The sequence below is a fragment of the Acinetobacter sp. ME22 genome, assembly GCF_022012315.1.
Lineage (GTDB): Bacteria > Pseudomonadota > Gammaproteobacteria > Pseudomonadales > Moraxellaceae > Acinetobacter > Acinetobacter brisouii_A.
Genome location: NZ_JAKLTL010000023.1, coordinates 1 through 20,935, shown reverse-complemented (window position 1 = coordinate 20,935; position 20,935 = coordinate 1). Strand labels below are relative to the sequence as shown.

The 20,935-nt window shown below is 42.5% G+C and carries 18 protein-coding genes; 6 read left to right on the top strand and 12 right to left on the bottom strand.

Going from position 1 to position 20,935, the window contains the following annotated elements:
• Positions 1–414: 414 nt before the first annotated feature.
• From pdxA to LVY74_RS16925, 3 genes are read left to right on the top strand one after another with little or no spacing between them, the layout of a single operon-like run.
• The gene (pdxA, locus tag LVY74_RS16935) at positions 415–1,386 is read left to right on the top strand and encodes a 4-hydroxythreonine-4-phosphate dehydrogenase PdxA (protein ID WP_237816039.1); all 972 of its coding nucleotides are present in this window, start codon (positions 415–417) and stop codon (positions 1,384–1,386) included.
• Between the two features lie 19 nt (positions 1,387–1,405).
• Positions 1,406–2,215, top strand: coding sequence for a 16S rRNA (adenine(1518)-N(6)/adenine(1519)-N(6))-dimethyltransferase RsmA (gene rsmA / locus LVY74_RS16930; RefSeq protein ID WP_111896192.1), 810 nt, complete (start codon positions 1,406–1,408; stop codon positions 2,213–2,215).
• 2 nt (positions 2,216–2,217) lie between these two features.
• Positions 2,218–3,057 carry a symmetrical bis(5'-nucleosyl)-tetraphosphatase gene (locus LVY74_RS16925; RefSeq protein WP_237816038.1) on the top strand — a complete coding sequence of 280 codons (840 nt, stop codon included), beginning with the start codon at positions 2,218–2,220 and terminating at the stop codon, positions 3,055–3,057.
• A 53-nt stretch (positions 3,058–3,110) separates the two neighbouring features.
• Here LVY74_RS16925 and LVY74_RS16920 read toward each other — a convergent pair whose 3' ends face one another.
• The 4 genes from LVY74_RS16920 to hflX form a co-directional block, all read right to left on the bottom strand.
• Positions 3,111–3,551, bottom strand: a complete 441-nt coding sequence (locus LVY74_RS16920; protein ID WP_237816037.1) for a DUF2147 domain-containing protein — start codon at positions 3,549–3,551, stop codon at positions 3,111–3,113.
• 106 nt (positions 3,552–3,657) lie between these two features.
• On the bottom strand, positions 3,658–4,326 hold the full coding sequence (locus LVY74_RS16915) for an LrgB family protein (RefSeq protein ID WP_237816036.1): 669 nt from the start codon (positions 4,324–4,326) through the stop codon (positions 3,658–3,660).
• A gap of 9 nt (positions 4,327–4,335) precedes the next feature.
• On the bottom strand, positions 4,336–4,707 hold the full coding sequence (locus tag LVY74_RS16910; RefSeq protein ID WP_237816035.1) for a hypothetical protein: 372 nt from the start codon (positions 4,705–4,707) through the stop codon (positions 4,336–4,338).
• An 83-nt stretch (positions 4,708–4,790) separates the two neighbouring features.
• Positions 4,791–6,122, bottom strand: a complete 1,332-nt coding sequence (gene hflX, locus LVY74_RS16905; protein WP_151710339.1) for a ribosome rescue GTPase HflX — start codon at positions 6,120–6,122, stop codon at positions 4,791–4,793.
• A 390-nt stretch (positions 6,123–6,512) separates the two neighbouring features.
• On the opposite strand from hflX, the gene LVY74_RS16900 reads away from it, so the two are divergent.
• Entirely contained in the window at positions 6,513–7,331 is an 819-nt protein-coding gene (locus LVY74_RS16900) for a lysophospholipid acyltransferase family protein (protein WP_237816034.1), read from the top strand.
• Here LVY74_RS16900 and LVY74_RS16895 read toward each other — a convergent pair.
• Positions 7,308–8,909 carry a phospholipase D-like domain-containing protein gene (locus tag LVY74_RS16895; RefSeq protein WP_442862812.1) on the bottom strand — a complete coding sequence of 534 codons (1,602 nt, stop codon included), beginning with the start codon at positions 8,907–8,909 and terminating at the stop codon, positions 7,308–7,310. The two genes, LVY74_RS16900 and LVY74_RS16895, sit on opposite strands and share 24 nt — an antisense overlap.
• An 85-nt stretch (positions 8,910–8,994) precedes the next feature.
• On the opposite strand from LVY74_RS16895, the gene LVY74_RS16890 reads away from it, so the two are divergent.
• Positions 8,995–10,005 (top strand): metallophosphoesterase, encoded by a 1,011-nt coding sequence (locus tag LVY74_RS16890; protein WP_151710327.1) that lies wholly within the window; start codon positions 8,995–8,997, stop codon positions 10,003–10,005.
• A gap of 46 nt (positions 10,006–10,051) precedes the next feature.
• On the opposite strand, the gene polA is transcribed toward LVY74_RS16890, so the two are convergent.
• Positions 10,052–12,823: a DNA polymerase I gene (gene polA, locus LVY74_RS16885; RefSeq protein ID WP_237816033.1), complete on the bottom strand. Its 2,772-nt coding sequence runs from the start codon at positions 12,821–12,823 to the stop codon at positions 10,052–10,054.
• A gap of 142 nt (positions 12,824–12,965) precedes the next feature.
• On the opposite strand from polA, the gene LVY74_RS16880 reads away from it, so the two are divergent.
• On the top strand, positions 12,966–15,536 hold the full coding sequence (locus LVY74_RS16880; RefSeq protein WP_237816032.1) for a DUF2339 domain-containing protein: 2,571 nt from the start codon (positions 12,966–12,968) through the stop codon (positions 15,534–15,536).
• On the opposite strand, the gene LVY74_RS16875 is transcribed toward LVY74_RS16880, so the two are convergent.
• From LVY74_RS16875 to LVY74_RS16850, 6 genes are all read right to left on the bottom strand, one after another.
• Positions 15,533–16,408 carry a mechanosensitive ion channel family protein gene (locus tag LVY74_RS16875; RefSeq protein WP_151710324.1) on the bottom strand — a complete coding sequence of 292 codons (876 nt, stop codon included), beginning with the start codon at positions 16,406–16,408 and terminating at the stop codon, positions 15,533–15,535. The two genes, LVY74_RS16880 and LVY74_RS16875, sit on opposite strands and share 4 nt — an antisense overlap.
• Before the next feature lie 8 nt (positions 16,409–16,416).
• Entirely contained in the window at positions 16,417–17,238 is an 822-nt protein-coding gene (locus tag LVY74_RS16870; RefSeq protein ID WP_237816031.1) for a hypothetical protein, read from the bottom strand.
• A 108-nt stretch (positions 17,239–17,346) separates the two neighbouring features.
• A complete protein-coding gene (locus LVY74_RS16865) occupies positions 17,347–18,171 on the bottom strand; it encodes a carbon-nitrogen hydrolase family protein (RefSeq protein ID WP_151710322.1) in 825 nt (274 codons plus the stop codon).
• A gap of 33 nt (positions 18,172–18,204) precedes the next feature.
• Entirely contained in the window at positions 18,205–18,720 is a 516-nt protein-coding gene (gene gigB / locus LVY74_RS16860; protein ID WP_237816030.1) for an STAS domain-containing protein, read from the bottom strand.
• 113 nt (positions 18,721–18,833) lie between these two features.
• Positions 18,834–19,802, bottom strand: a complete 969-nt coding sequence (gigA, locus tag LVY74_RS16855) for an RsbU family protein phosphatase GigA (RefSeq protein WP_151710320.1) — start codon at positions 19,800–19,802, stop codon at positions 18,834–18,836.
• A 70-nt stretch (positions 19,803–19,872) separates the two neighbouring features.
• Positions 19,873–20,760 (bottom strand): MlaA family lipoprotein, encoded by an 888-nt coding sequence (locus tag LVY74_RS16850; protein WP_237816029.1) that lies wholly within the window; start codon positions 20,758–20,760, stop codon positions 19,873–19,875.
• Between the last annotated feature and the right edge of the window lie 175 nt (positions 20,761–20,935).

The following is a 20,935-nucleotide window of genomic DNA, read 5'->3' as shown; positions in this document are numbered from 1 at the left end:
AGGAGCCGAAATTCTACCTGAATTTGTGTAGAATCACAATGAAAAATTAAATTTCAAGCGCTATATTATAGGCGTTCAAAATGTACAAATAAACGGAAAAATTCGAAAAATCGGATTAAATTTTCGGGGTCAATCGGCTTCTTTCCTCATTGCCTGCACCCGCTTTATTGTTCTCCCATAGCTAGACAGAAAAAGGATTGATGTGATAAGTCTAATAAAAATATAAAAATCAATAATATAAATAAAAGTAAATCGATCTATCCAAGTGATATGAATAAAAAATATTGACTGTACTTTCGTGAATAAATGACATGATTTTTCTGAGATAAACGGATATGTGAGAATGGCATCTGCTCAGGATTGTCACTGGGTTTTACTTTATAATGAGACAAAATCGACACAGAGATGTTTAACATGCTTCCTTTATATGTCACCAGTGGTGAACCTGCAGGCATTGGGCCAGATATCTGTTTGAGTTTGGCAGATCGAGTGGATGAACGCCCGATCGTGGTACTTGCGGATATTCAAATGTTGCAAGCACGTGCCGATATTTTGCAGAAAACTGTTGAACTGATTGAGTATAAAGGACAAGTTGAATCATCTCAGCAAGGGCAATTGTATGTAGAACATGTGCCTTTAAATGCTGATGTGGTTTTAGACGAGTTGAACCCTCAAAATTCAGCCTATGTCTTAGAACAATTGCGTCGTTCGGCTGACTACGCCATGCAGGCTAAAAGCGTGGGTGTGGCAACCGCCCCTGTACAAAAATCAGTCATTAATGATGCAGGCATTCATTTTAGTGGACATACTGAATATTATCAGGAGTTTGCTGGTGTAGAACGTGTGGTGATGATGCTTGCCACCAAAACTTTACGTGTTGCTTTGGCCACCACGCATTTACCGCTTCGTGAAGTTGCCGATGCGATTACTGCGACTCGCTTGCAACAAGTGATTGATATTTTATTGCATGATTTAAAAACTAAATTTCAGATTGAACAACCGCGTATTTTGGTGTGTGGTTTGAACCCACATGCAGGTGAGGGCGGCTATTTGGGTCATGAAGAAATTGAAGTGATTAACCCTGTTTTAGAGCAATATCGTGCATGCGGAGAACAGCTCAGTCTGTGTTTGCCTGCCGATACCTTGTTTACCCCTGAACATTTGCAACATGCCGATGCTGTACTTGCCATGTACCATGATCAGGGCTTACCTGTGTTAAAATCTCAAGGATTTGGTGAAGCGATCAATATTACGTTAGGTCTGCCGTTTATTCGGACGTCAGTTGATCACGGCACGGCACTCTCCTTGGCAGGAACTGGACAAGCCAAAAGTTCCAGTTTACAAGTTGCCGTTGATTTAGCCTTGACCCTCGCTCACTCGTTATAATTTTTCTTGGAAATTGTCTATGTATCAAATTAATGCCCTAAACCCAAAAGACGAAGGGCATCAGGCGCGGAAACGCTTCGGGCAGAACTTTTTGCATGATCAGCGTGTGATTGCCAAAATTGTACGTTCTGTTAATCCACGTGCAGGCGACAATATTGTTGAAATTGGCCCTGGTTTAGCGGCATTAACATCGCCTTTGATTGGTGAATGCGATGCCTTGACTGTGGTTGAGCTAGACCGTGATTTGGCAGCAGGATTACCTGCGCGCGTGCCACATCCTGAGCGTTTAACGATTGTAGAAGCTGACGCACTAAAATTTGATTTTACTCAGCTTTTTCAAGAAGGTCGTCCACTGCGTATTGTTGGAAACTTGCCCTATAACATTTCGACACCGTTATTGTTCCATCTCTTGGAGTTTGGTGGAAAAGTCAAAGACATGCACTTTATGCTGCAAAAAGAAGTGGTCGATCGCATCACGGCTGAGCCGAATACCAAAGAGTATGGGCGCTTGTCAGTGATGATCCAGTATTTCTGTCAGCCGACATTTTTGTTTGAAGTGCCACCAGGTTCATTCAATCCACCACCAAAAGTCACCAGTGCGGTGTTCCGTCTTGTGCCATATAATGAAAAACCGATTGTGGCGAAAAATGAACAAGCTTTGGCGCGTTTGGTTGCTCACGTCTTTACTCAGCGCCGTAAAACTTTACGGAATAGCTTAAAAGGCATGTTACGTGAAGATGGTTTTGAGCAAGCGGGGGTTGACCCGATGGCACGTCCTGAAACACTGACATTGGCGCAGTTTGTGGCGTTATCAGATCAGATGGTGTAACGATGGCCCGTTATAATTATGTCATTGGTGATCTGCAAGGTTGCTTTGAAGCACTGAAACAGCTCTTGAAAAAAATCCAGTTTGATCCAGATCAGGACTTTATCTGGTTTGCAGGGGATTTGGTGGCACGTGGAGAAAATTCTCTGGGTGTGCTGCGTTTTGTCAAAAAACTGGTGGAGCGTGGTAGTGCGGCAACGGTCTTGGGCAATCATGACCTGAATCTGTTGGCATGTGCGCGTAACGTCAAAAAAATCAAAGCCAAAGATCAGACTCAAGACATTATTGATGCGATTGATAGTGATGAGTTGATTGACTGGTTACGTCGTCAGCCACTGTGCCTGTTCCCCAATGATAAAACCATTTTGACCCATGCAGGTGTGCCTTGTATTTGGTCAGCAGAGCAAACAGCTGAACTGGCGAAAGAAGTTGAAGCTGTGATTGCCCATGATGATTTTGCTGTCGTCGATGCATTTTTAACCCAAATGTATGGGGCTACGCCTGATTTATGGGAAGATGATTTGCAAGGGCAGGATCGTCTACGCACCATTACCAACTATTTGACCCGCATGCGTTTGACCAATGCTGAAGGGCGTCTTGAGTTTTCTTTTAAAGAATCACTGGATGATCCGATGCCTAAAGGTTTTCTGCCGTGGTTCAAGTTTGACGGTTTGACGACACGAACACACCAAATTGTTTTTGGGCATTGGGCAGCATTAGAAGGTCGAGCCATTAATTCACAGATTCAGAATGTGGATGGTGGTTGTGTTTGGGGTGGAAAACTGATGGCATTTCGCCTTGAAGATCAGACTTTATTTTCGGTTGAAAATCCAGTCCTGCGCTAAAGATGCAAAGCGGTCATTGTCAGATGATCGCTTTGATTTTTAAATTTAAATACTTAGTTTTCTCGAATCCACACTTGTGTGCGTCCAAGTGTTGAAATTCCTAAATAGCCACGTAATTGTAATAAGCGTCCATTAGACAGTAAGCGTCCTTTCACGCTGTAAATTTTACCTGTAAGCGGATCAAGAATTTTTCCGTTGCCATAACTGTTATCACTGAGATGTTTTAAGTTGTGAATAATATCTAGTCCTAAAATTGGCTTATTACGATATGGTTCAGGACAGGCAATACAGGTTTCTTTGGGAACATAGCCTGGGCGTGGAGTAATTTTTACAATTTTCCCCATGTAACTGCCATCTTTTTCCTGACGAATTTGAATCAATGCTTTAGGTGTTCCTGTCTTATCATCGATTTGTTTCCATGTTCCGCTAATGTCCGCAGCGAAGCTTAGACCACTATAAACTGACAAAGCTAAAAGTAGTGGTAATTTCCACATCACATCAATGCTCCTCTGTAACTTGCTTATTTAATGAGCAAAATTATTTTAAAAGAGAAGCTATCTGCTGACAATGGCGGTAAATTCCGAAGTGAGAACCCGTGAGTTATTTGAAGAAATGAATCACAATTGGCAGCCAAATTGCGGTAAATACCCCATTTACAGCCATGCCAAACGCAGCATAACGCCCCGCAACTGGCCCACGTTGCCATGCTTGAACTGTACCAATCGCATGGGCTGCCAGTCCCAAAGCCAGTCCAGAAGCACGTTCATCGTGAATATGTCGTAAGATGAGCCCTGAGAAGCTTGCGCCGATTAGACCAGACAAAATCACAATTAAAATCACTAAACTGATTGGTGAGCCGAGTAAAGTGGCAATATTAATGGCAATCGGTGTGGTGACCGCACGGGTTGCAAAGGCTAAAACAGTGGGTTGTGCCATATGCAAAATATAGGCAAGACTCATGGGTAAAGCCACAGCACTGATGCTAGCGAACAGTAAAATACTGGTGAGAGATTTTAATGGCAAATCATCATAACGCATGGTGGCGAGCGGAATTGCAAGGGCAACCGTCACATAGCCAAGTAAACGCCCAAAAATATCATGTGTGCCTGCACGGTAGCTGTCATAGGGAATACCCAATATGCCCAGCAGTGCGATTACACAAAACATTCCAATGACTAACACAGGAACGCGTGGTAAATAACGGCTGATCTGCTTTGCAGCGAGATAAGCGAGTAAAGTGATACCAAAGCTATAGATAACAATGCTCATCTTGATCTCCTATAACCAGCGTTTTGCCATTTTGGCGTAGACCCACAGTGGGATGAGGGTACTGACCACTAAGATTAGTAAAAATAAAGGAATTTCTTTGCCCATATGCACAAGCGTAATCAGAGAACCTGCGCAAACAGGTAAAAATGCAAAGGCACTTTCTTTCATAATTTTATTGTTATTGTCGATGAGGCGAAGTGAAATTGGGCGAAACTTGCGCCACAGCCCCAAAGCCACTAAAAGGCTGAGTAAACCGACTAAATTGCCTAGTTCTGGAAAATGAAGTTGCGTCATGATCCATAAGGCAACTTCACGAAAAATAATAATTAAGGCAATGTTGGCAATCCATGCTTGCCAGTCGATGCTTTTTATTCCATTCATTTTTTAATCTTCGTGATTTTGGAGTGATCGAAATATCATTCACTCCTTGGCTAGAAAGCGTTACTTTTCCAGTTTTAACCGATCTAAGATTTAATTTCAAACTCTTCCAAAGGCACTTTGAACTGACTTGCACGCTCACCCAAAATTTCATCGATGGGTAAATGCAGCTTTTTAATCAGTTCTTCGAGCTTGTGTGGCGCAATCACAACATCGATCAGCAGGTTGCCATGATCATCATAATGTTCAGATTGAATGACATTGAGTGCGTAAAGTTGCGTGCGTAATTTGCCATAAGCAGGTTTCAATGTGAGCTGAAAGTTTTGAATTTGCCCCATTAAAGATTCTTGAACGGCTTGGCGTAACAGTGTTAAGCCTTGCTGGCTATGGGCTGAGACATAAACGCGTTCTGGTTGATGTGGTTTGGCGTAGATGATTTTGGCTTCATCACCACTTAAATCAATTTTGTTATAGACCCGAAGTACAGGCACATCTGCGCCGATTTCTTTCAGTACAGATTCAACCGCATCAATCTGTTCGAGCATGTCTGGACTGCTTGCATCAATCACATGTAACAGCAGTGTTGCTTCTAAAGTTTCTTCGAGTGTCGCCTTAAAGGATTCGACTAAAGAATGAGGTAAATCTCGAACGAAACCGACCGTGTCAGCAAGTACCAGTGCGCCAATACCATCCCAATTTAAACGTCGTAAGGTTGGGTCGAGTGTGGCAAACAGTTGGTCTGCTGCGTAGACTTCACTTTCGGAAAGAATATTGAACAGCGTCGATTTTCCAGCATTGGTATAGCCGACCAAAGAAACGGTTGGGATCGCCGCTTTTTGGCGAGCAGCACGACCTTGACTACGAGTTTGGCGGACTTTTTCAAGTTTGTCTTTGAGCTGTCCCATGCGAATTCGGAGTAAGCGACGGTCAGTTTCAAGCTGTGATTCACCTGGCCCACGCAAGCCGATACCGCCTTTTTGTCGTTCCAAGTGCGTCCAGCCACGAACCAAGCGTGAAGACAAATGTTCAAGCTGAGCCAGTTCAACCTGTAATTTACCTTCATGGGTACGGGCACGTTGAGCAAAGATATCTAAAATTAAGCCTGTGCGGTCAATCACTCGACATTTTAAAATTCTTTCCAAGTTACGTTCTTGGGCAGGCGAAAGTGAGTGATCGAAAATCACCAGTTCCGCTTCGAGTTCAGCCACCAAAGCGGCAATTTCTTCGGCTTTACCTGAACCAACAAATAGCTTTGGGTCGGGTTTAATGCGTTGTGCAGTAAGATGGCTCAAGATTTCAGCGCCTGCGGATTTTGCAAGTAATCGAAATTCTTCGTCATCAAGATTATTTAGCATGTTGACCGAAACACTAACCAATATGGCACGTTCGCCGCCTTGATGTCGCTCAAAATATTCCACTAAAACCCAACTCAGCAATCAAAAAAATCTATTGTAGAGAAAACTTGTCAGCTAGGCGAGTCTGAAATCTACATGTGAAGAAAAATGAAAAATTTGTTCAGTAAAATCAATAATCCAGCGTAGAGAATGCTACAGCCCAAAATCCATCTGAGTGGCTGTAATAGGGCTTTATATTGGCTTTTTATATCTTGAAGATTCAGCATGTGGTTCATGGTACTCTCCTGTTGAGCGACATGATGAGTAGTATAAAAAAGAATGATTATTAAATAAAATTGAAAATCATTATCATTATTTTCGGTTATTCAGATCAAGATTGCAACTTTTTTACAGAATAATTGCTGTGCTCATCTATAATGCTGCTATAGCTTTCAGCATGATTTATACATATTTATGACGCAACAAGATTTAACAACAGCGGTAAAAAAGAAAGGCTTATCTCGTTTTATTCATTTGGGTAAAAAATTAGGCAATGGGGTGACGGCTGTTGGTCAAGGTTTTTATGTGGTGTATCGTCATCAACTCTATAAACAGCCGAATAACCCAGAAAATACGCGCTATGTTCAATGGTTTTGTCGGCGTTTATGTGATGTATTTAATATCGAAGTTCGTATAGAAGGTGAACCTGCGGGGCATGAACCTGCACTTTGGGTCAGTAATCATATTTCATGGTTAGATATTCCTGCTCTAGGTTCAGGTGCACGCGTCTTCTTTTTGGCAAAAGCTGAAATTGAACAATGGCCAATTGTTGGAAAATTGGCGAAAGGCGGGGGAACTTTATTTATTAAACGGGGTTCAGGGGATTCCTTACGGATTCGTCAACAAATTGCAGATTTTTTAAAACAGAATATCCCCGTGTTATTTTTTCCTGAAGCTACGACATCGGATGGTCAAGAAGTTAAACGGATTCATGGTCGATTACTTGGGGCAGCCATTGAGGCACAGCAGCCTGTACAGATCGCACTGTTATGTTATGTCAATCAGCACGGTGAACTTGATCAGATTGCGCCGTATATTGGTGAAATGTCGTTTAGTGAACACGTCATGCATGTCCTTGAGATGCCTCGTGTCACTGCACATTTACGCTTTTTACCGCGTATTGATGTGACAGGACATACCTTAGATAGTTTGACGCATGAAGTGCAGCAGAAAATGCGAACAGGTTTACATGAGTTGCATCAACAGGTTTTACATCATGCCCTCGATGGGTAGCCATGAAATGAGCTTCAAGCCAATTTTTTGCCACCATTTCATATTTGGTTCATGTGGATACACTTTATGGAAATTGCTGGTTTGACGTGTCCACTGAATTTTTTGTTCAGGTGTCAGTGATAATTCATAGCTGTAGGCATCAATATTTTGATCAAGGGTGTCATGGATGGCTTTGGCTAGGTTTGGACTGTCAAGCACTACGCCAATTTCAGTGTTGAGTTTTGCAGAACGTGGGTCAAGGTTAAATGAGCCAATAAATACCTGTTGTTGATCAAGTTCCATCAGTTTGGCATGTAGACTAGAGCGGCTAAGTCCTTTTAGACTAATTTTAGCTTTTTTGGAAATTTCTTCAGTTTGTGGGTTTAAACTCAGTCCTGACAATGCAGGTAAGAACTCATACAGTTTGACATTGTTTTTGAGTAGATCATCACGGTATTTGCTATAAAAAGCATGAACTAGCCAAACATCATTGGCTTTAAATGAGTTGGTGAGTACCCGAACCTGAACGCCATTTTGTGCCATGCTACTGAGCGCTTGAGTCCCTGATTTTTCAGGCACAAAATAAGCAGAAATAATATCGACATTGTGTTGGGGTGAAATCAGCTCTTTTTTAAGCTGCGTTTTTAGATAGTCATCCCCTTGTGCCTGATCACGGATTTTATCGGGAGAGTCTTTGACGACTGTGGCTTTGACCCAATCAAAGCGGATTTGATGGTGTAACCATTCATCAAATACATCGGTACGGTTGGCTAAACCAAGGTAATTTTGTACCGTAGCCTTCTGATAATGTGCTGTGAGCTGCTGTTTTAGACTGTCATAACGCAATTGATGCTTTTGTGGATTGACAATTTGTCGCACAGGATAGGCATAGGCATCATTCCAATACGCATCAAATGAACTGGAAATGTCTTGTACAGCCTGCCCCACTAACATCACATCAATATCAGAAAACTGATAATTATCACTGACATTAAAATATTGGTCACTCATGTTACGCCCGCCAATTAAGGCGATTTGGTTATCTACAATAAAGCTTTTATTGTGCATACGACGGTTAATGCGCTTTAAATCGAGTAGCATATCCATGGCTCGAAATTGGCGAAAACCGTAAGGGTTATACAGCTTGACCTGAATATTTTGATGTTGATCTAAAGCGAGAAAAGCACCTTCCATACCTTTGGCGTTGTTATCATCAATCAATAAGCGAACTTTGACACCACGGTCTGCGGCCTGAATAATGTCATAAAGTGCCAGTGCACCAATCTTGTCGTTGTCCCAGATATAATATTGTAAATCCAGTGTTTTTTGTGCTTTGTTAATCAGGTTGAGTCGTGTCGAAATCGCTTCGAGTGGATCATAGAGAATATGATAACCTGTTAAGCCTGCGTTCGCCTGTTGTAATGGCTGAATCATTTGCGCCAAACTGGTTTGAGAGGTATCAATATCGTGGGCATAACGAGGTGTTTGCGGCTGTGGGGTGGGCAAGGTGCTGCACGCCGTCATCGTCAATGTCAGACAAACAGCCACTGCCAAGTGCATCGGACTCAGCGTAGAATTGGGGAATGATAAGTGGCTCATGTTGGCTATAAAATCTCACGAAAAACCTGTAGATCAATAATTGTCCTTGCTGTCATGCTTGTTTCATATTGATCTGAGAAAAACTATGTGGAATTCTAATTCAATTATTTCGATCTTCTATATCATTTTCTTTACCGTTGCAGTATGGGCAACGCTACATGCTTGGCGCAGTCAGTCGAAAACTGAAACGATTCATCCTTTTAAAGCATTTGTCCATTTGTGGGTATTTTATGCTTGCTATCTACTCTTTCCGTTGTGGGTTTTTAGTATTTATGCAGGCATGATCGGCTATTATTCCACACAGCAAAGTATTTTTGTGGTTATTTTAACCAGTATTTTAATTTATGCACGTTTTATTGAGCCTAATCTAGTTCGGGTGAAAACGACACAATACCAAATGAATGACCCACATAGCTTTCATCATCCATTTAAAATTGCCTTAATTGCCGATTTACATGTCGGTTTATTCTCAGGAAATGAACGTCAACTCAAAATCATTGTTGAAAAGATTAATCAGCAGCAGCCTGATATTGTGGTGGTTGCAGGTGACTGGACCTATGAACCTGAAGATACGCTGGCCGATGAGTTGAGCATTCTCAAGCAGATTCAAGCACCTGTTTATTCGGTTTTAGGCAATCATGATGAGCAATATCCCGGCCCACCGATTCGGAATTTATTACAGAAGGCGTTAAAAGCCAATAATGTGATTGATATTGAGGGGCAAGTGGTGGAGTTTGATGAATTTCGCCTGATTGGCGTTGGGGATCTGTGGGCGGGTAAAACCGATATGCGTACTATGCCCGATTTACCACAAGACAAACCGTGGGTGATTTTATCGCATAACCCCGATACGGTGGATATGGTGCCAGAACTGCCGAGCCGCCCTTTGATGTTGTCGGGACATACCCATGGTGGGCAGATCGAATTGCCTTGGGTGACCAGTTATATTATGAAACATGTTTCGATTTCAGGGCATAAACATGGGCTGTATCAACATGAACATGCCGATGTTTATGTCACGGTGGGAACGGGAATGGTCGGTGTACCATTTCGGTTTCGTGTACCACCTACCGTAGATATGATTGAATTGATTTAAAAAAAAGCGCTCGGGATGAGCGCTTTTTTATGGGGTGAGTGGATGATTAATGAGCCTCATCCCAGTTATGTCCTTGACCAACTTCGACCAGAAGCGGTACAGAGAGAGACAGAACGGATTGCATGACATCTTGAATTTGTGGTGCAAGTTCAGCGGCATAGTCTTGATCGACTTCAAGTACCAATTCATCGTGGACTTGCAGCAGTAACTTGGCATGTTGTGCTGGCAGCATTTTTTGTACCGCAATCATTGCCAGTTTAATGATGTCGGCAGCACTACCTTGCAGTGGCGCATTAATCGCAGCACGTTCCGCGGCCTGTTTCACCATTTTGTTACTGGCCAAAATGTCAGGCGTATACAGGCGACGTCCTAAAATGGTTTCTACAAAGCCTTGCTCACGTGCAATCTGACGGGTACGTTCCATATAGTCCAACACCCCTGGGTAACGTTGGAAGTAACGTGCAATATAGCTGCGTGATTCTTCACGGCTAAAGCCAAGTTGACGGGTTAAACCAAACTCAGACATGCCATACAGCAGTCCGAAGTTCACTGCTTTGGCTTGACGACGCTGGTCACCTGTGACTTGATCCAGTGGAATGCCGAGGACTTCCGAAGCCGTGCGACGATGCACATCTTGCCCTTGTTGGAAGGCATGTAGCAGCGCTTCATCCTGAGAAAAATGTGCCATCAGACGCAGTTCAATTTGCGAGTAATCGGCTGCCAGTAACACGCGTCCTTCAGGTGCAACAAAGGCTTTACGAATCTGACGACCAATTTCCCCACGCACAGGAATATTTTGTAGGTTCGGATCAGAAGAAGACAGACGACCTGTCGCTGTCAATGCTTGATGATAACTGGTATGGACACGCATTGAGTTTGGATTGGCCTGTTCTACCAAACGATCGGTATAGGTACTTTTCAGTTTTGCTAAACCGCGATGTTCCAAGATGACTTCTGCAATCGGATGTTCAACTTTTTCCAGAACGCTTTCACTGGTGCTGTACTGTCCAGTGGCGGTTTTTTTGCCACCTTTAATCGCCAGTTTATCAAACAGAATCTCACCGACCTGCTTTGGTGAAGCAATATTAAAACTTTCGCCTGCCATGCTTTCGGCTTTCTGTTCAAGTTCATGCATGGTGCTGGCAAATTCAGTGCTGAGCTGTGTTAAAAACTCAGGATCTAGCTGAATACCATTCTCTTCCATATGGGTGAGCACTTCAGCCACAGGCATTTCAATGTTATGCAGAATATTGACCAGCTCAGGAAAAGCAGAAAGTTTTTCAGACAGCACTTCGTATAAACGATAAGTCACATGAGCATCTTCTGCGGCATAGTGTGCGGCTGTTTCTAGTTCAATTTGGTTAAAGGTTTTTTGTTTTGCACCTTTACCTGCAATTTGTTCAAAGGTAGTGGTTAGGTGGCTTAAGTACAAACGTGCCACATCATCCATACCATGACGGGTCGCTGAAGCATTCAGTACATAAGAGGCGAGCATGCTGTCAAAGAACCAGCCTTGCAGATGAATGCCATGATTGGCAAAAATGTGCGCATCATATTTAAGATGATGGCCGATTTTTTCAATCGCAGGATTTTCTAGAACTGGCTTGAGCTGAGCCAAAATCTGTTCGCGATTGAGTTGCTGTGGCGCACCTTCATAGTCATGGGTAAAGGGCACATAGTAGGCATCATGGGCATCGAAGGCGACCGAGAAACCAACCATTTGCGCCGTACGATAATCGAGACTGGTGGTTTCGGTATCAATGGCAAAGCGCTTCGCGGTTTCAAAGCGCTGCCAAAGCTGTTGCCATGCTTCATCAGTCAGAATGGTGTGATAACGTGCCTGACCGAGTTGATCATCTTGGCTGCTGCTATGTGATTCATCTTCGGTTTTTACGGATGCCGTTACGGTATTTTGAGCCGTAACAGATGCAGCAGATTGACTATTTTTATAGCTTGGATTGTCAGGGTTATTTGGATGATCGAGCGACTGCAACTGGTTACGGAATTCAAGTTCAGTATATAAGCGACGTAGCTCATCCACATTTGGATTACTGAGTTTAAGTTCATGCCAATCGAGGTTTAATTCCAAATTGCAAACAATGCTCGCCAGTTGGTGATCGACCTTAATGCTTTCGGCACTTTCTTGTAAGCTTTTACCGACTTTGCCTTTAATGTTGGCTGCATTCGCCATGATGTTATCGAGGGTTTGATATTCGGTGAGCAATTTGGCTGCGGTTTTAGCGCCGACACCTGCCACACCCATAATGCCATCGGAAGCATCGCCCATCAGGGTTAGATAATCCACGATCTGATTTGGCCACACGCCAAATTTTTCAAATACGCCGTCAATATCCAGCACGCGTTCTTTAAAACTGTCTTCAAGTTTGACTTTGTCATTGACCAACTGCGCCATGTCTTTGTCGCCCGTTGAAATCAGGACGTGATGACCTTCAACCACAGCACGTTTTGCCAGTGTTCCAATAATGTCATCGGCTTCTGCACCGGGCAGCATGTGCAAAGGAATTCCCAAAGAACGAATCAAGGCATGTAAATAAGGAATTTGCTGCGCCAATTCATCAGGCATACTCGGACGGTCACCTTTATAAATCGGTGATAATTTATGGCGGAAGGTTGGTTCAGGCGTATCGAAAATGACCGCCATATGCGTTGGTTGAGTACGACGAATCAGTTTCTGAATGGCAGAAATTGCGCCACGTACAGCGTTGGTGTGGAGTCCTGTCGAAGTGGTGAGTGGTGGTACCGCATGGTAGGCACGAAATAAAAAATAAGACCCATCAACCAAAACAAATGGTGGCATTACACAATTTCCTGAATTTAATCTGCTGACTATTTTACGTGAATTTTAAATTTGATGCAGACGTAGATCAGTGAAGCGCTGTTTTATATTGTTCCGCTGATCGGTTAACATCAACAAAACGACTGCGCCGATTGGGAAATCTATGTTGCAGAAAAATACAGCCTTCATCATCAGCCTGATTTTTATTTTGATTATGGCAGTGGTGGGAATGAAGTGGGCATTTCAATTCGAACAATGGATGTATTTACTCTTATTGGTCGCTTTCGCTATTTTACTGGTGTGGATTTTTCGACTCGACCATAAAGTGGGTCAGCTTGAACAGCGTTTATTGCATCTTGAAAAACAGCAGGGTTCACCATCTTCTGTATCTTCACCACCACCGTTCAGTCCTCCGCCGATTCCTGCCCAATCCAGTCCGCAAGCTGAAATCTTGGACACTCAGCCAGCAATGCGCATTCCTCAACCTGTTGAGCCACATTGGCAGCATATGCTGGATTGGCTAGTCAAGGATAATCCCATTTTGAAAGTTGCGGTTGCCTTGCTGTTGATCGGTGTGGTGTTGTTGCTGCGTTTTGCCAGTGAATATTGGCAAGTCAGTTTGGGAGGGCGTTTGTTGGCGATTGGCGCGGTTGGCGTGGTGACGACTATTGCAGGATACTGGCTAGGCAATCGTAATTTGCGCTTTGCTGTCGCTGTACAGGGTGTCGGTTTGGCGGTGATTTTCCTCACCCTGATTTTTGCATATCACTTCTTGCTGATGAATAGCCTGATGATTGCCAGTGCAGTACTTGCAGTATTGCTGCTGAGTACCACATGGCTCAGCCTCAAACAAAAAGAAATTTCATTGGCGATTTTGGCATTGGGGATGGCGTATCTTGCGCCGTTACTCATTCCGCAGTATCGCCCAGATCCTGTGTTCTTGTGGGAATACTATCTGGTGGTAAATTTAGCGGTGGCTGCGATTAATTTTGTACAGTCGTGGAAGTTGCTCAATCATTTGGCTTTCTTTGCCACCATTGGTTTGGCAGGTGGTAGTGTGTTGATGCATGACATTGACAGTCAGCGCTATTATCTTGATCTTTTATTGTGGCTGCATTTGGCATTGTTTATTTGGCTGAGCATTCGTTATAGCCAGTTAATGCTGCGTCAACCCCGTTCACGTTATGCATCTATTTTAGATGTCGGTCTGATTTTTAGTGTACCTGTACTGGGCTTTTCCTTACATGCACATATCATGCATCAATCGACCCAAGCGTTGACCTTGGCATCTGCGGGTCTGGCTGCGGTGTATCTCGGTTTAACGCTCTGGATTCGCAAGCAACAAACAGAACTGTCCTTGCTCGGCAAAAGTTTCATGTTGTTGGCGACTGCATTTTTTGCGCTAATTTTCCCACTGGCGAAAGGCGCACACTGGACGAGTCTCGGTTGGGTGATTCAAGGGACAGCGCTGATTGTTTGGGGTGTGACTGAGCGTTATCGCTTTAGCCGAATCGTGGGGGAAATTTTACTATTTTTCAGTGCCTGTGCGTTATTTTATCAAATCTGGGCAGATGACTACTTCCCAACCCTGAGTGCTTGTATTTATACACTGGTTCAGGCGGTTGCGGTTTATTTCTTGTTGTTAGACACTAAAAATCAACCCGAGCGTCGTATTGCTGCCATTCCACCGATGACTTTTTTCCTTGCTTTTGCCTTGTACAGTGGTGGTCGGGCAGTCGTTGAAATTTTTCATTGGCAAGCCTATGGATTATTGGCGCAGTTGGCGGTTGCATCCATTTTGTATGTGGCTTTTTATCTGGTTGTGACCCTAAAACAGGCTGTTGAATGGACAACAGAAAAAATACTGGTGAGTGGACTCACCCTGTGTGGATTGAGTATTGCATTGGCTCAGCAGCATATTTTTCAGGGTTTACAGCATTGGGAAAATACAGGGTTGATGCTGTTCTTTGCGACCAGTGCAATCTTACATAGCGCAGTGCTGTATTGGGAACACCGTCAGCAAAATAGCAATCGCTTGCTAAGCGTCTTATTGTGGCTGAGTTTGGCGATGACGGGCTTGATCTTTTGGGTACAAGCGCCGTTATTGGCATTGGGTGCATTCCCAACGGTTTGGCTGTGGGCTGTGATTATTCAAAAAAATGAAACATGGGGAGCACACCCAGAACTCTGGTTTTGTAGCTTGCTCTGGTTGCTTTGCGTGAATCTCGATACACAAGCCATTCAAGCCTATTACTATTTTCCGTTGCTGAATCCAATTGATATTTTAAGTATCGCCATGCTGTGTGGCTTACTGTGGTTACAGCAAAATAGTCGATCTTCACGTCCTTGGCATCAGGCTCTAAAAGTCAGTTTGTTCTTTATGCTGCTTTGGGTGCTAAGTAGCGTCATGGTTCGCGGCTTACATGATGTTTTGAATACGCCGTTATGGAGCTGGGAAATCTGGCACAACGGTGCAGTTCAGTTGAGTCTGACACTGCTGTGGACACTTCTTGCTTGTATCGGAATGACGATTGCTAGTCGTAAAGCCGTGCGCGAAATTTGGTATATCGGTGCTTGTATTTTGGCAATCGTGGTCTTTAAGCTAGCGCTTTTGGATTTATCACAAAGTGCGACCTTAACGCGGGTAGTTTCCTTTATCGGGGCAGGGATGATGATGCTGATTATTGCTTATCTTGCACCATTACCCCCTGCTCAGAAAGTACCTAAGGATTAAGGTTGAATGGTTGGCGTAGATGGATCTGCGCCCACAAAACCAATTTTAGGAACAGGAATTTCAATATTATTTTTGATAAATGCATCACGAATACGTTCTTGCATTTCATCTTTGACATCTAAATAGTTTTCTTGCTGACACCAAATGGCAAACAACAATTCAATTGAAGATTCACCAAATGCGGTCACGGTCATGGCAGGTTTTGGATTTTCCAAGACTAAAACATGATGTTTGGCGGTGGTGAGTAATACTTCACGGACTTTGGCCAGATTTTCATGGAAACTGACAGCAAGCGTGATCGGAATCCGCCGAATCGGATATTTGGACAGGTTATAAACAGGCGTTTTAATCAGTTGTTCATTGGGAAGGCGAATATAAATATTGTCTAAGGTCAGTAGTTTTACTGAAAGCAGATCAATCGAAATCACTTCTCCTTCAATCACTTGACCACGTAGTAAGGTGAGCTGAATGGTGTCTCCAACTTCAAATGAACCTTCGCCAATTAAAAATAAACCGCTGATCAGGTTGGTCGCAGAAGTCTGTGAGGCAAAACCCAAAGCCACTGTTAAAATGCCTGCTGCACCCAAAAATACACTGACTTTAAAGCCTGCTTCCCGTAAACCTGCGATCACGAAAAATAGAAAAATGGTATAGAAAATACCACGCCGCCAAACCATACGTTGATGTGCATTAAAGTTGGTACCAACAGTACGAATAAAAGTATTAGATACCAAGCGTGCCAGTGCAAAGCCGATCAAGCACAAAAAAGCAGCCACAATAATGTCAGTAATACGTTCGACATTAATATGAATATTGGTAAAAACACCCTTAAAACTGGAAATTAGGTCTTGAGGAATTTGTGATTTTTCCATTCATCATCCTAGAAAAATGAGTCAAACATATTAAATAACGCACCACCTGGTGATCGAGGGGCATGTACATAAGTCACTTCACCTGCTTTGGGCGGGGTGCGATTTTCTATTCGGACACGGGGCGTTCGTTCAGAAGATTCATGAATCACTTTAATATGCGAAGTCCATAATCGACCTGTACTTTCACTATAAAATAACGGTAAAGCAGGGACGGGAACATTCATGCGATCAAAACGTAACAGTTCATGACTGCTATTGTGAAAGATAATCGGGGTGACTGCTCGAAAGGCACGTGGTTTAAGTTGTTCAAGCTCAGTTCGACCATCGACTGCGGTGGCATAACACAGCTCACCTGAAAGCTTATCTGGGCCAAACCATGTATCTTTTGGGCGACTCACGGGAATATCAAAAAGCGGCTCGCGTTGCCCTTCTGCAAAACCTGTAATCCAAAGTGGGGTACTAATATAGAGTAATCCGCGTTGCCCTGCAGGAATATACATCGGATCGACAGGGCGAATCACCACAGAGCGATCTGCAAGGCGAGGAAGTAATTGGAAAGTGTTGCCCATTTTACGAAACATATAGCGTTCAACATGCACAGGTTTTGGAAAAGCAAAATCAGGTTCTAAAATTTCTTTCCATTGTTGTTCATAGTCAAATTGAATAGCAGGGCGGTGATACTCCATACGCCATTCTTGAGCGCCACGTGTTAGGCGGAACAGCAATGACCCAAATTGCCATGTGCGACTCTGATGAAGTTCAAAGTGATATTCACCCCACCATCGAATATGCTTTTCCCAATGATCATCGACATGATTGATATCAAGCACAGTGCTTCCTTAGATGCATTTTTAAGTCACTTTAAACGCTTCAGTGTCAGGCGTACAGAGGGAAATACGACAATCAATACGATGATTGTATTAAATAAAAACAGAAAATTAAAATTGGACTAATCGGCGATGTTGCATGAGAGGCATTGCCTCACGAATCTGTTGCTGTTCGTTTAAGTCAAATTCAACTGTAATTAAAGCAGCACCGTCGCCTTCGACCAAAGCAAGGAGTTGACCACGACTATTGGTTGCCCCTGAATGTCCCCATGTTTGACGTTTCTCACCATGCCAACCCTGTTGTGCAGCACCTAATACAGCACATTGACTGTCCATCGCTCGTGCTTGTAACAGCAATTGCCAGTGCATTTGTCCTGTTGTATAGGTAAATGCGGCAGGCGCAGTTAAAATATGCGCTCCACGTTGTCGTAAAGTTAAGGCCAATTCAGGAAAACGTAAGTCATAACAAACCATTAACCCAATATTGCCAAAAGGCGTTTGGGCAATCACAACATCATCACCAGGTTCAAAAAATTGAGATTCTTGATAACCGCCTACGCCATCAGCCACTTGCACATCAAACAAATGAATTTTGTCATAACGTGCTTCAGTTCCTTCAGGGCTAATACATAGGCTTGAGGTGCGAACACGACCATCGGGTACAATTGAGCCATCGGGACGAAAAGGGCAAGGTAATGTACCTGCGACAATCCAAATTTGATATTGATGTGCTAATTGTTCTAGGCGTTGCTGGATCGCTTCAAACTGTGCGGCAGTTTCACGCTGTTTCCCCGCGGCAAAACAAATAAAATTTTCAGGAAAAGTAATCAGAGAAGCACCTTGTGCTTTACTCTGCTGGATTAATTGCTCAACTTGTTTGAAGTTATCTTCAATATTATTTTGAGAATTCATTTGAGCAACAGAGAGTAAAGTCATGGCAAGCGTTCCTTTGCTGTCATCAATCAAGTTTTAGTGTGGGTGAGCAACTTGCTCTTGAAATTGATCTTGTTCTTTTTCGAGTTGTTTAACCAAAGGTTCAAAAATATTTTGGTTATTATCATTGAGTTCCATCAGGGTGCGATGTGCATCTAGAACAGTATTCAACATGGTAGATTGGGTCACGTTATCATCAATCAGCGCACGCGTACAGACATTATTGTCACCACAATTTAGCATTACAAAGACTTGACCTAAGCCCATACTATTGGCAAGCGTTGTAATGTCGGGATTGGTCGATAACATCACTGCTTGGATTTTATGGGCTTGTTTAAGTTTAAGACCTAACTTTGCCAAAATGCCAAGAACGGTACTATCGATAAATGTGGTTTGAGTTAAATCGACAACTGCACCTTTAACGTTGCTTTGTTGTTCAATCTTACCCAAAAGTTTGTCTAAACTGATACAAGATTGTGCGCGAACTTCTCCAATAATCTTGAAAAAATGCGTGCCATCCAAACTTGCATATTCAACATGACCTGTTGACATATATATGCCATTTTTTGAGAAGGATTAGAAAATTATCACATAGGGGGTGAATAGACTCAAGTGGTTGATCTGCGAAAATTGATTACAAAAAACTACGATATCGATTTTTTTTGCTACTTCATTCGACAGAGACTTAAGATCGCAATATCATCGGCAACGTGTGCAGGTGCTTCAAATGTATGATTTTGTAGGTGATCGACAAGTTTTTGAAATTGCTCATTTAAACCGCCATCAAATGGTTCTAGAGCGCCATCTGAACAGACAATGAAACGCGCTTGTTTGCTTAAAATACATTCAAATTCTTCAACTTCTAGGTCTTCAGTTAGACCTAAGGGAAAGCTGCTGGTGTTTAAAATTTTTGCAGGCTGATTCGGTTCAAATAAAATCGCAGGAGGGTAATGTCCTGCGCTTGACCAACGGAGATGATGGTTCTCAAAGTTTAAAATGCCTGTGATCATGGTAATGTGTTTTTCAATATTTTCTTGAACTAACATTCCATTAAGCTTTTTAATTAATTCACGAGGAGTTTTTGAGCGACCATGAAATGCAGCCATCCAAGAGGTCAATAAACTGCTAGTAACGCCGTGTCCAGACACATCAGCAAGATAAAACATGATTTCTTTATCACTGATTTTCCAGTAATCGTACCAATCTCCCGATAAATATGCTGAAGGTTTAAAAAAAGATTCAATTTTATAATTAGGAAGTTCAAGTGGTGTGGGTAAAAGTTTCTTTTGTAAAATTGCTGCAGATGGTAAATCACGACTATCTTGATTACGTTTATATTGAGCATCGATCTTGGCTAAGGCATCTACGGGTTTTTCGGGTAATTGATACCAAATCCAACCTGCTAAAGCGCCTGTCTGCCATGCTTGTGCTAAATCTGTTCCTTCATCTTCAAACGCAAGCACAATCGTTGGTAATGCCCATTGATACTGCAAAAAGTCTTTAACGTCTGCTATGGCAATAATGCTTTGATCGTAAAGGGAGATGTCCTCTATATGAATCATTTGCAGGCTCGGTAAAGCATTTAGCACACGGTCTAAATGCGGTATTTTTCGAGTAGGTTGAATGAAATACATAAATAAGAGAACAGTCCTTTTACATCAATCATGAATTCAAAATATAACAAATACTGCCGATAGCAAATACTTATTTATTGTCGGTATTAGAATCAGATGTTGAGCTATTGTCTACACCAGAATCATCTTCATCAACAAAAGAAACATCATCATTTGAGTCACCTTTTTTCTCTGCAATGACAAAGCGCTTACGTTGTAAGTACGCATCGCGAATAGCAGCGTAACGATCTCCTTGTAAAGCACTATCGACATCAAGTAGAGAACTACGGATATCAATTGCATATACCGCCCAGTCGCCCCAATATAAACCTTGATAATCATCTAAAATATATTTTTGTGGACTCGCTTGACTATCGACTAAGAAACCAAAACCATCTCTTAATGTGCTTGGTCCCACAAAAGGAACCATTAAGTAAGGGCCAGAACGAACACCATAATAGCCAAGTGTTGTTCCAAAACTTTCATCCTCACCATCTAGCCCCAATCTGCTTGCAGGATCTGCGAGACCTAAGGTCGTAATACTATTAATAACAAAACGCCCTACTGTTTTTAAAGCGCGTTTAGGTTTCCATTGGATGACCTGATTGGTTGCATTCCATGGTTCAGCTAAATTTCCACGAAACTCTCGATAAGAACCACGGACTTCAGCAGGAATCTTAGCTTGATATTGCACAGCAATTGGGCGGAGTGCATGACGATCTATATAGTCATTAAATACAAAAATTTTACGGTTGAGCGGTTGGAATGGATCTTTAACTTCATCAGGCTGTGCTGCATTGGCATCTACTTTTAAATCTTGGATTGTTTTTTCAGAAAAAGCTTTAAATTTGTCAATACGTGAATTTTTATTTGCAGATTCAGCTTGAGCGTCATTAATTGTTGTTGGTTCATTGGCTAAAATTGAACTACTAATTCCAAGCGTAACTAAAGTAGCGCACAAGACAGAAAACTGACGCATAAGCATTTCCGAAAAATAATAGATAATTTAATTTTAACTATTATATAGCACGAATAAAATTGAAATGTGATTATCACCATGTGAAAAAAATAGATTAAATGCTAAAAAATGCCGAATAAATCAACAAATGTAGCCTAAAAACGCCGAAATAGGGTAAAGTTTAATCGGTTGTAAG